This is a genomic window from Croceitalea marina (genome assembly GCF_042684265.1).
Lineage (GTDB): Bacteria > Bacteroidota > Bacteroidia > Flavobacteriales > Flavobacteriaceae > Croceitalea > Croceitalea marina.
Map to the genome: position 1 here is coordinate 65,960 of NZ_JBHULB010000077.1, position 12,086 is coordinate 78,045.

The 12,086-nt window shown below is 37.8% G+C and carries 10 protein-coding genes and 2 pseudogenes; 1 reads left to right on the forward strand and 11 read right to left on the reverse strand.

Going from position 1 to position 12,086, the window contains the following annotated elements; genetic code table 11:
* Positions 1-38: 38 nt before the first annotated feature.
* From ACFSQJ_RS15480 to ACFSQJ_RS15515, 8 genes and pseudogenes are all read right to left on the reverse strand, one after another.
* Positions 39-1,352 carry an MFS transporter gene (locus ACFSQJ_RS15480; protein ID WP_377767869.1) on the reverse strand — a complete coding sequence of 438 codons (1,314 nt, stop codon included), beginning with the start codon at positions 1,350-1,352 and terminating at the stop codon, positions 39-41.
* 110 nt (positions 1,353-1,462) lie between these two features.
* Positions 1,463-2,479, reverse strand: a complete 1,017-nt coding sequence (locus ACFSQJ_RS15485) for a LacI family DNA-binding transcriptional regulator (RefSeq protein WP_377767870.1) — start codon at positions 2,477-2,479, stop codon at positions 1,463-1,465.
* A gap of 392 nt (positions 2,480-2,871) precedes the next feature.
* Positions 2,872-3,198: a transketolase C-terminal domain-containing protein gene (locus ACFSQJ_RS15490; protein WP_377767877.1), complete on the reverse strand. Its 327-nt coding sequence runs from the start codon at positions 3,196-3,198 to the stop codon at positions 2,872-2,874.
* Positions 3,199-3,801: pseudogene (locus ACFSQJ_RS15495) on the reverse strand (hypothetical protein).
* 102 nt (positions 3,802-3,903) lie between these two features.
* Positions 3,904-4,590, reverse strand: a pseudogene (locus tag ACFSQJ_RS15500) (transaldolase family protein).
* Position 4,591: 1 nt separating this feature from the next.
* Positions 4,592-5,050: a hypothetical protein gene (locus ACFSQJ_RS15505; protein WP_377767871.1), complete on the reverse strand. Its 459-nt coding sequence runs from the start codon at positions 5,048-5,050 to the stop codon at positions 4,592-4,594.
* Entirely contained in the window at positions 5,047-6,378 is a 1,332-nt protein-coding gene (locus tag ACFSQJ_RS15510; protein ID WP_377767872.1) for a sugar porter family MFS transporter, read from the reverse strand. The genes ACFSQJ_RS15505 and ACFSQJ_RS15510 overlap by 4 nt, the downstream gene beginning before the upstream one ends.
* Positions 6,379-6,579: 201 nt before the next feature.
* Positions 6,580-7,668 (reverse strand): GntR family transcriptional regulator, encoded by a 1,089-nt coding sequence (locus tag ACFSQJ_RS15515; RefSeq protein WP_377767873.1) that lies wholly within the window; start codon positions 7,666-7,668, stop codon positions 6,580-6,582.
* A 591-nt stretch (positions 7,669-8,259) separates the two neighbouring features.
* Between ACFSQJ_RS15515 and ACFSQJ_RS15520 the strand changes: the two genes are divergently transcribed.
* A complete protein-coding gene (locus ACFSQJ_RS15520; RefSeq protein ID WP_377767878.1) occupies positions 8,260-8,577 on the forward strand; it encodes a BfmA/BtgA family mobilization protein in 318 nt (105 codons plus the stop codon).
* Between the two features lie 328 nt (positions 8,578-8,905).
* On the opposite strand, the gene ACFSQJ_RS15525 is transcribed toward ACFSQJ_RS15520, so the two are convergent.
* The 3 genes from ACFSQJ_RS15525 to ACFSQJ_RS15535 form a co-directional block, all read right to left on the reverse strand.
* Positions 8,906-9,901 (reverse strand): IS110 family transposase, encoded by a 996-nt coding sequence (locus ACFSQJ_RS15525; RefSeq protein WP_377767874.1) that lies wholly within the window; start codon positions 9,899-9,901, stop codon positions 8,906-8,908.
* A 522-nt stretch (positions 9,902-10,423) separates the two neighbouring features.
* Complete coding sequence (locus tag ACFSQJ_RS15530; RefSeq protein WP_377767875.1) at positions 10,424-11,023, reverse strand: hypothetical protein; 600 nt, start codon at positions 11,021-11,023, stop codon at positions 10,424-10,426.
* A gap of 231 nt (positions 11,024-11,254) precedes the next feature.
* Complete coding sequence (locus ACFSQJ_RS15535; RefSeq protein WP_377767876.1) at positions 11,255-11,935, reverse strand: WG repeat-containing protein; 681 nt, start codon at positions 11,933-11,935, stop codon at positions 11,255-11,257.
* Positions 11,936-12,086: the final 151 nt, after the last annotated feature.

Here is a 12,086-nt window from a genome sequence, read left to right on the forward strand (position 1 = left end):
TGAAAAGATTTTCGTTTTTCAATTAAATGTTAATAGTTCTATGCTGTAAAATCTACCGTTTTAGTTATTCTTAAACATAAGAATGAAGCTATTACCCAACATATACCGGCAAGTACCAGTGCATTGCGCGGATCCCCTGCAAGAAGACTATTGTAGAAAAATGGCAACGAAAGCATCATAATGATTTGGGGGATACAAATAAAGGCATTGAGTATTCCCATATAGACGCCCATTTGTTTTTGGGCGATTGTTCCGGCTACCATTACGTAGGGTACAGTACTAATTGCGGCTTGCCCTACTCCCATCAAAATACAGAGTAAGAATACCGTGGTAATACTTTTGGTGAACAACATGCCCAAAAAGCCAAACGCTCCTATAAATAAAAATGATGAATACGTTTTTCGGGTCCCTATTTTATTAATAACAAATGGAATGAAAAACGCAATCAGCATAGGAGAAATTCCAAAAATCGCAGAGGCTATACCTCCCATAGACACTCCTTCACTAAAACCTGGATCTGAGGCCGTTGGTGCATTATATACATGTCTGGCAATGGATAAGGATAAATATTGCCACATTAAAGGTAAACCGAACCAAATCAGTAGTTGAACCCACCATAGTTGCTTCATCATCAAAGGCATATGGCGAATGGCTTCTATTATTTCCTTGAAAATCGGTATAATCCCCATTTTGGGTTTGTTCTTTTTGAACTCCTCCACATCCTTAGGAGGGTATTCTTTGGTTGTATACCCTGTCCATAAAATCGTCGCTAAAATTACTACGGCACCCAACACAAAGGCATATTTAACAAAATCTGGAACGGTATTGGTTTCTGCGGTCGTTGCAAACCCAAATTTGCTCAGCAAATATGGCAGAAAACCAATTATAAGACTTCCAAAACCAGCCATAAAAGTTTGTAAAGAAAACCCTAAAGGTTGTTGCTTTTTGGGAAGAATATCGCCAACCATTGCCCTGAACGACTCCATGGAGGAATTAACGGAGGCATCCAATACCCACATGAGACCAGCGGCCATCCAAACCGCGGATGAATAGGGCATGGCAACCAAGCAAATACTTGCAAAAATTGCCCCGACGGTGAAATAAGGGCGACGACGCCCCCATTTTCCCCAGGTATTGTCACCCATGGCACCTACAATTGGTTGTACCAAAAGACCGGTAACCGGGCCGGCCAACCAAAGTAATGGCAAATTATGTTCCTCGGCTCCTAGATACCTGTAAATTGGGCTCATATTTGCCAGCTGTAATCCCATACCGAATTGTATTCCAAGAAATCCGAAACACATGTTCCAGATTTTTCGAAAATTTAAAACAGGTTTATCTTTATTTTCCATAAACATTAATTTTATACCTAAAATGTTGCCAAACAGGATTTTAAAAAAAGAGTAACCCCCTATGTGATACTCCATTGAAGAGCTATTCTTTCCAAGCGAATCAAGTTCGGCTAGCAGACTACCATTTTATAACGGTCGCCCTTTAAACATACATCCATCTTGTCGTTGGAATAAGCTGTGTTCCCATTTTGGTAGTCTAAAAACCGTTCGAAACTCCTCTTTCCTAATTTATATCCATTGGTCTCTATGTAAGTGATTAGAGGATTGAACAATGAAGGCACCAAACCATTGCTAACACTTAAAACCGATACTTTTTGAAAATCAACATCCAACTTTTTAAAAGCATAGATTGTCCCAATCAATGCGGTATCATTCAAACAGAAAACAGCGTCGTACGATTCCTTATTTTTTCGAAAAATTGATGCAATCAGTTGCTCCACATCTTCAAGGTTCCGGCAACGTTCAACCTTGAGTGTGGTAAGCGGAGCTTCCTTTTTTAATTTTTCCTCAAAGGCTTGCAATCTGATATCTGAGGCTTCGACGGAATCACTATTCAGAAAAACACTTAGTATCTTTTTCCTTTCATTAATTATCATAGCCCTTGCGGCCATTTGCCCAATTTTAACCCCATCGAAAGTTATTTTTATACAGTGTTCGATTTTGGGAACATTGTTAAAATAGATAATGGGAGTTCCCATTTCATGAAGTTGAATAAATTCGGATATATAACATGATTTTGAAGACAAGGAAACAAACACCGCATCTACATCATTTCTTTTGAGAATTTCAAGGTTTTTAAACTCTTCTTTTGGAGCTCCAAATGATTGTAGAATCATCAAAGTATACCCTTCTGACCTAGCGTATTCTTCCAAAGCTGAAAGGAAGCTCTCGTAAAACAAATTCGAAATCTGTGATACCAACACCCCCAACACCATAGTTTTCTTCGTCCTTAATTTCAAAGCCATTGCATTAGGTTCATAGTTCCATGCTTCTGCCAGAGCTACAACACTTTCTTTGGTCTTATCTGAAATCTCATCATAGTTTCTCAATGCCTTGGACACAGTTGGAACGGTCAAGTCTAAAGCTCTAGCAATGTCTCGCAATGTTGGTTTATTATTTTTGTACATTTTCATTCATAGAATTAGCCAAAATCCTAATAGCCTCAGTAATACGATTTTAATTAGCTAAAGAATATTGATCAGTAAATGTTTAACCTTATTTTCATATCGTGGAAGCCGATCAACGATTGTTCAGGAGAGGAATGTCATGCCATAATGATCTTTTTGTTCCATTTATAAAATTACATATTTTTGTCATTTAACAATAAATGTAATGTAAATGTAACTTATTATTTTAATAAATGTAAATTTATTTAACAAAATTTGATTTCCGGAAGTTATTTACCAAAAAGAGCAGGACGACAAGCGCCCCACCACTTCCTTACTAATAAACTAATTCAGAAGTAAAATGAAAACAAAACTTAGATATTGTCAGTCAAATTATGTGTACTTATAAATGTTTATTCTTTAATATTCTTTTTTCGGTTAATGACCTTTTGGGCTGTCCTAATAATGGGTTTATAATCTAATCCATACTTCTTCAATAACAGATGTGGTTTTCCAAATTCTCCAAAGCTATCGTCCACCGCAACAAATTCTTGAGGTATCAATTTATTTATTGTTAGAACACCTGCAATACTTTCTCCCAATCCTCCTATAAAATTATGCTCTTCCGTTGTTACAATGGCCCCAGTTTTTTCAACCGATTTTAAAATTGATTCACTGTCCAAAGGTTTGGTCGTGTGAATGTTGATCACTTCTGCCGACATCCCTTTATCCCCTAATATTTAAGCTGCACGTAAGGATTCCCAGACCAAATGTCCAATTGCCACTATAGTAACATGCTTTCCTTCGGTAAGTTGGACTACTTTCCCGATTTCAAGCTGGTCTTCTGACATAAAAATCGGTACTTCGGGACGTCCAAAACGGAGATAAACAGGGCCATCATAGTCAGCAATTGCAATAGTCGCAGCTTTAGTTTGGTTATAATCACAGGTATTTATTACCGTCATTCCTGGCAACATCTTCATAAACCCTATGTCCTCCAAGATTTGATGTGCAGCACCTCTCCCAAGGTCAATCTAGCATGTGAGGCGCAGGTTTTCACATTTTTGCCCGAATAGGCTATCGATTGTCTTACCTGGTCATATACCCGCCCAGTGGAGAAATTGGCAAAAGTTCCTGTAAAAGGAATTAATCCTCCTAATAGTCAGTCTAGCTACAATGCACATCATATTGGCCTCGGCAATTCCTATTTGAAAGAATCGTTCAGGTTTTTCATTGGCAAATTCATCCATTTTGACCGAACTAATTAGATCCGTACATAGGGCCACCACGTTCGGGTGGCTTCTTCCCAATTGTGCTAATCCATCACCAAAACCCGAACGCATGTCCCTAATGCCTGTTGAACTATACCTATTTATAAGCGTAACTATAGCCTTATATCAATTTTATCTCTATGATTTGTTTGTATGCATTGTTCATAATACCTCCTAATAATCTCCAATAGTCTCTTCATTTTGGACAAGAGCAATTTTTAGCTGCTCATCGTTTGGTGCTTTGCCATGCCATGCATGTGTGTGCATCATAAAATCCACGCCGTTCCCATGATTGTGTTCAGAAATACACAAACCGGTTTTCCATTTCCCGTATGTTTTTTAGCCTCTTTTAATCCGTCAAAAACAGCTTCCACATCATTCCCTTTTCTGATTTCCACTACAAGCCACCCAAAAGCCTCAAATTTGGCCTTAAGGTCTCCAATCGGCAATACATCATTGGGGAACCATCGATTTGCTGACCATTTAAATCAATTGTCACAATCAAGTTGTCAACATTATTACCGGCAGCGTACAAAATTGCTTCCCAATTTTTTTCCGTAAAATACCAACACGCTTTGACCCCTGAAGCTATCATAGGCAGTTTTACGACAATTTGTGAATGCAATGCCGCCAGTTCTTCGCCCTGCTCAATCATACCCTGATAATCGGTCGCAATCACCTCTGCCGAAACGTCCCTGGTTACCAGGTCACAAATCTTAACATAATGGCCTAGGATGCCTTTAGAGCCTGTTATCTCTCTTTAACCATTAATGATGGGGTTGTAGTCACTCCATCCAAGACTCCTAACTCTTGGGGCCCATTAGTTTGTTCCAGGTTTGCGGTATCGATAAAGAATTTCATTCTAGGTTGAGATGTTTAATTGGATTATATTAAGTTGATGTTCGTTGATTTCTATGTCCACGGCTTGACCATAGTTTAATCCCTCTACTTTCGGAAGCAAAAGTTCTAGTATGGACGGTTTTTGAACATGTTCTTCCTTGGTTTTGGGGTCGGGCATATAAATCAATCCCTGATGGACTTTTCCTTGAAAATGCAGCGAAACATCAAAGAAATAGAAGTTCTCTGGTGGTATATGTTTTGACCAGTTTATTTCCTCAAAAAAATGTTTGGGTTCTCCAAGCTCATATGTATATGGGGAAATATCCAAATTGATTGTACCCATGAAATAGTTGCTCAAATCCAGGCCCAGTTCCAAAAAATACTTGAATTGCCGTTTTAGGGTTCCCTCAGGGTATCTTTCATCTTTCCCTTTGCCAGATGCGACACCGTAACCAGCCTTAATTATCCCTTTTATTCTCATTTAATTTTTTTATCATTATCTGTACTAAGAAGGCTTCTACTTACTTTTTCAAGGGAAATCCCCTTGGTCTCCGGCATTTTAAAATGAACCCATCCCAATTGTAAAAGCATCATACCTGCAAAGAATGCAAACACAACACCTGCACCAACCGAGGTAAACAGGACCGGTATAAAGGAGGGAATCAAAGCGGCGAGTACCCAATGAATGGATGATCCGAAAGCCTGCCCTGAGGCCCTCAGGTGATTTGGAAAAAGCTCCGAAATAAATACCCAAATCACTGTTCCTTGACCCATTGCGTGAGCTGCCACAAAAACAAAAAGGGACATGACCACTATTATTTCCTCCCAATTCAATAAGAATGAACAGGCAACAACCGAAAGAGATAAAATGTACCCAAAGGATCCTGCGTACATCAGTTTCCGCCTACCCCATTTATCAATCAAAAGCACCCCAATTAACGTAAATACAACATTGAAAAAACCAATCCCCACACTACTCAGCAAAGCGGAACTTGTTCCGAGTCCAGCTTCTTCAAAAATCCGAGGTGCATAATACCAGAAGGCGTTAATACCGGAGAACTGATTGAAAAAGGCAATGAAAAATGTAAGCAGTAAAGGTTTTCGATATTTCTTTAGAAATATGTTTTCCACAACCGATGTTGTCTCCGTGGTTATTGCAGCCACATAGGAGTCAAAACCCTTTGAGGGGTCTATCATTCGTACTATTTCGGAAGCCTCATTTTTTCTGCCTTTCATAATAAGCCAGCGTGGACTTTTAGGAACCCTAAAGACCAATATCCCATAAATTAAGGCGGGCAATGCCTCTACACCAATCATCCAGCGCCACGCATTTTCACCTATACCGCTCAATAGATAGTTCGATATAAATGCTATCAATACCCCAACTACGATGCTAAATTGATATAATCCCACCAGGCGCCCACGGCTTTTGGTAGGTGCAATTTCTGAAATGTAAGCAGGCGCCGCTATTGTTGAGGCTCCTACACCCACCCCCCCAATAAATCTAAAGAATGCAAATGAATAGGGGTCACTTACTGATGCCGAGCCCAAGGCTGAAATAAAATATAAGGCACCAATCAAGATCAATGTCCTTTTTCGTCCAAGGGCATTGGTCGGAACACTGCCAGCAATCGCTCCAATAACAGTTCCCCAAAGAGCCATTGCCATAACCACGGTGCCATGAAAAAGATCGGAGGAAGACCATAAAGCCTGCAATGTCTTATCGACACCAGAGATTACTATGGTATCGAAACCGAACAGAAAACCTGCTAAAGAAACGACGATAGACCATTCAAAAACTTTATTCATTTTCTTTACATTTATTTAAATGCAAAAATAAATGTAATTAATTTATTCTAAAATGCAAACTTATCTTCGTTTATTTAGGCCTGAAAAGGCCTTTTCACATTATCAGGAATAAAGAAAATAGGGACACTAAATGTCCCTCAACCAGTACTCGGTCTACACCTTACAAATCCGAGTAATTTTATGCCGGTTAGCGTCGAGTTTTTAAGAAAATGTGGTGGACTGCCTAATTATTAGTTCTCCTTTTAAATCAAGGTTCATGGAAATTGTATTTTTATTTTCCAATTGGTTTTGCATCGTCTGGAGACTTGTTGAGACAATATCTTCTATTGGTTGCTTATAGGTAGTAAGCGGAAAGCGCAGCATCTCGGCATATTTCAAATCGTCGAACCCAGCAACCAAAATATCTTTGGTCACTTCATACCCAAGATTGCTAATATTCGCCATCAATGCCGCCGCCGTGGTGTCGTTAGCACATAGAATACCCGTTTCTCCTGCAACAATCTTTACTTTGCCTAAAAAATCGCTTTGGGAAGGATTCCCGGATATCAGATTTTCTTTTGTAAAATCTATTCCCTCATCAAAGCATGCCTTGCTACAGCCTGCAATTCTTTTATAAACACTACTTGGAGAGTCCTTTCTATAAAGAAAGTAGATTTTCTTGCAGCCCTGCTCTATTATATGTTTGGCAGTCAAATACCCTGCTCTGAAGTTATCCAATCCGATGACAGGGTACTTACTTCGAATTGGAAAATTATCAATATCTCGGTCTAAGAGGACAACTGGAATATTATGCTGATCGAGCATTTCGCATACGTCCCGATTAATAGAAGCAGACTTGACTACTCTCTCTAATGGTACAAAGAAAACTCCGTCAACGTCATTATCAACATAGGTTTGGCATGTTTTCAAGATGGTGCTCTGCCGAATTTTAGCATCATTGGCAATTGTTCCTTCCCATAAAAACTTTATGTTATCTTCTTTTTCAATTTGTAAAAATTGATCGCTGATTGCGCCAAAAATCTCCGATTCCCCGGCTCCCGGAAACAACAGACCAAAATTCAATGGTTTACTTTCCTCACCATAAACCACTATGGTACCAAAGCCGGCTTTTTTGCGTATAAGTCCTTCCTGGCTGAGTGCATCATAAATTTTGGCCACAGTGGGTCTCGACAATTTCAAGCTTTGAGCAAGTTGTTTTTCTGTTGGTAATAATTGCCCTTGTGGCAGTTTACCACTCAAAATGTCCTCACGGAGCTTATTAATACTCTCAATTACTTTTCTCGATGCCAAACGACTAATTTTTAATGAAAGAACAAAATTAACTTTTTGTTTACAAAAATCGCCAAAATATTTACATTTAGCCGCTGGGCCAAATTATTTGGAGGCGGGTACATCAATTGAAGTTGGTTTGCTGATGTTTTATATAAAATTGACCTCTTTGTATATTCTTTGAAAATTCAATCTCAGATTATTTACGAGATACCCTTTTGGTTCTTGCATGATTTGCTTTCGTATAGTCTGAAGTTCAAACCTGACTTTATTATCTATACCATCCACAAAAGCAATGAGTTCAACTTTTATGGGATGATTCGATACTCGTATTCTGTTTCTTATCGTGTTTTGATTAAATATGATTGATGTGAAAGGCACTTTGTGTTTACAGTTTTTGTCCTAATTGGAGGACTAGGATTGTAAAGCAAGAGGGAAACACCTAAAGTGATGTTACGGATTACAAACCATTGATTTTCAAAGAATTGAAAATGAAGCTAAAAATAATTTTGACGTAAAAAACAGTAAAAGAGCTGTTAGACCCTATAAAACCTCAAAAAAATTACTGTAATGGAATCTGAAAAGAAGAAATAAAGTGATTTCTCGGTCATAATCATCAACCGTATAGTAGCGGGAAGATTTCGGGAGTTTTCAAAGAAGATTTCCAGGTCACATACACTTACCTTGGAACTGATGATGAATTTCTCTGAAGGGGCAAAGAACAAGTACCTAATGAACCAGATGGGTTTTGAACATCGATTGAATAAACGATTGGATTATTTGCAAGAATTACTTCGTTATTGGGAAAAGAACAGTTCCATTCCAAAAATCAATGAAATGCTCAATAAGGTATTTGACTTTGCAGAACAAGATAGAAAAACAGTAGAAAGGATTTGGAGCTGCGGCAAAAAATGTATGACCAATCCTTAAAAAGGGATAAATTGACCCAATATGACAATTATATGCTCAAAGAGAAATGGAAGGCAGAACGACAACAAGTTCTACGGTTCTTGGAACGGATTAAAAAGAGAAGCCAAGATTTGGAAAACCCTATTTCAAAATTGAGATTGAAAATCGGAACTCGAAAGTCTAAAACAAGCATTGAAAAAAGAACTTTAATCTTACCTCGCAAAAATATAGGATGAAGTTTGGTAAGTATTCTATGGACTTACCAAATAAAATATGAATTTTTTTAGTTATTATTTTTCCTTCAACCCACCCTGTCTTTTTGTGGGGGCGTTTTGAAGGAAAAATAATGTTAGGAGGCATGTCCGTAAACGTTGACGTATGGTGTTCCGCGATTCACTACGGCGAATGCCCTGGACACGAGCTTGTTTCGTATAATGTTGATGGTGCTCATCTTGTTCTTCCCAGCTGCTACCCTTTGGTGATAGTACTTTCTGATTTCCGGATTGTAGATGATGGAGGACATGGCACACATATTCAGCAAGCTCTTGATTTTCTTGTTGGCAAGGGGACTTACGCGAGTCCTTCCCCTTATGCTTGTGCCCGATTGGTTCGGGTATGGGGCGATCCCACAATATGCGGCGAACTTTCTGGCATTCTTGAACTTTGTAAAACCTTCCGTATGGACGATAAGGAGCATTGCAGCTTGGCTACCAATACACCTGATACTCAGTAAGAGGTTATAGATGCGCAAAAGCTCGGTGTCAGCTTTAACGATGGATTCCATTTCCATGTCAATCGACTTTATTTGTTTGGTAAGCTCAACTACCATTTTTTGCTGAACCTTGAACAATAATTTACAATCCTTTTGTACAAGTACTTTCTTCTGTTCCTTCAAACTAGCTTTGTAGCCTGCCCTTTGTTTGATAAGCCTTTCTCTGAGGGACAACAGTTTTTTAAGTGTTGCCACTTGTTTTGAAGGGGCTTTGGACAATGTTATCTCATCCCTCATCCTATGGGCATAGCGTGCAATCTTTGCGGCATCTATCTTGTCGTTCTTCCCCCTGACAATGCCCAACGACCTTTTGATTTCCAATCCCGGTATGATGGTATGGGGAATCATCTTCTCTGTAAGATATTCGTTTAGTTTTTCAGAATACAGGCCCGTATGCTCAAATACGAACAGAATATGTTCCTTGGAACATTCACTGTTAACATAAGCCCATTTCACCAAAAGGGTAAAACCTTTGACTGAATTCTCGAATGTTGCAGATTGTTGGTTGCTGTGAATGCAGGCATCAAGGGTCAACTTGCTTACATCGATACCAATGGTCTCTTTGATTTTCATAACTTTATCTAGCTTTTAAAATGGTTACGTTGACTAAAACCTTTAACAGGTACTACCTAAAATTCTATTTGGTCCTTGTAACCGGGTTAGAAAAGAATGGGGACTAATACTTACCTTGGGCCGTTAACCCAGATTTGGGGAGAGTTCACCCCATTCTTTTTTCAATAAACCAAAGTTATCCACATAAAGGGAAGTTATGAGTCTCCCCCGCACCCCCTCTTCCGATAGCTATCGGAATCAACATCATTAATCATGGTTTTCATTTGGAAGCTAATCTAAAGGATTTGGGCTTGCAGCACGAAACATAGTTTCGCTCGCTATTGTCGTAAATAAAACTCTTAGCAGACTAAAGCCCTTAAACAGCAAAAAAAGTCAACTTCAGCTGAATTGACTCGAACATGTTTGTATATGGTTTGTTGCGTGTTTAAGCACTAAAGTTAGCAAATAAATCACAGATAGAAAGTCCGCGAGGACTTTCGTAAGTAGGCTATTACTAGCAATGAATTATACACGGTGTTGTGCTTAGTTTTTTATTAATTCAAGTTCATTCAATTCAGTCAGTTTTTCATTCCAGTTTTGGGCAATTTTCGCTCCATTATCATCATCAATATCAGTTAAAAACTTTCTGTCTTTTAGATATCTCAATGAGTTTAATATTTTGTTATCAGTCAACTCATAATTAAACTTTCTTTCCGCTAATTCTTTTTCGCTTAAATAGTTTCCTCTGAATTTATTCAGTCCGATTTCGTTAAGTATTAATTCGGCTTTTTCTTTAAAATTAAAATCAATTTTGGAAAGAGTGACTAAAAGTTGTGGACTAACCCAAGTTCCTAAACAAAGTCGTTTCCATAAAAATCCAATGAATTTTTGTTGTTCAGATTTGTCTAATTTCAAAATCGTAATAAATGCTACTAAGTGTAATCTCCAATTTAATTCAGTCAGCATTTTTCTCGTATCATTATAAATATCGTCAATTTGGTTATCAGATATTATTCCGTCAATCAATTTTAAGGATTTACCAAGGTTGAAAGTTTCAGTATCAGATAAATCGACTGTCAGATTTAAAAGAGGTAAGTGATTTGGTTGATTATCCCAAAATTTATCAAAGATTCCGAATTTCAATTTTAGTTCGTTTTTAAATTAAGCACAACGTTTAGTATATGGCATGTAGGGCAATAGAAAGCGATAAACTTTCGAGTTTACTCTGAGCCAAAACGTTGTATTTTGTTTTTAATTTATTCATTCTTAAAAGCCAAATCAACGATTTGGCGGTGTTTATAAATTGCACTGAACTCACGTACACCACCGATTGCCCTATTTGCTATATACAGTGTTACCAGCTTTTTTTTTATTTTAATAGTCACTGGTGTATTTGTGTTTAATTTCAACTACTACCTTTCCTTCTTTGTCAACTGAACCCCAAAGATTATTTAATTGAACTTTTCCGATTCCATTTTCGAATTTCTGAGCGTGTTGAAATTTAAAATCAATTACTAGAGTTCCAGTCGTGTCAATGTATCCATATAATCTTGGTTCGTCTGTTTGCCAATCAGTACTAACAGCACAAAGTCCTTCTGAAAATTCATCAACCCAATGAAATTTAGGTTCAATAATTACTTTGCCATTTACATCCATAAATCCAGTTAGGTCATTTTGCCTAAAGCTTATTAGTCCATTATGAAGTCCGCCTAAAAAGTCAAATTGTGGTTCAATCACATATTCTCCACTTTCGTTAATCAATCCCCATTTTCCGTCTATTTCAACTGCGGAATGTCTTTCAGAAAACATTTCAGCTGATTCGTAAATGGCTTTGATTGCAATATTTCCGTTTAAATCTCTAAATCCTGTTTTTCCGTCTTCCATATACTGGAAATATTTAATTCCTTCTCGTTCTCCAACTTCCCTTGAATTTACTCTTGAGTCATTTAGTATTTCTTCGAAAAGTTCTTCGTCCGTTTTTTCTTTAGGCTTTTGCTTACAAGCATAAAAAATCCCAATAGAGACTAAAACTATTAACAGAAATATGTAGGTCATTTTCATTTTCTTCTAATTGCTGGTAACGGTCTCGGCTCGTATGTTTACCAAGAGTTTTTACTATTGATAAATATAGTAGTTTCCCTAGTATTAATAAAAGCTAAAAATAGAAGGGACAGCGAGGTCTCGGCTAGATACATTAGATGATATC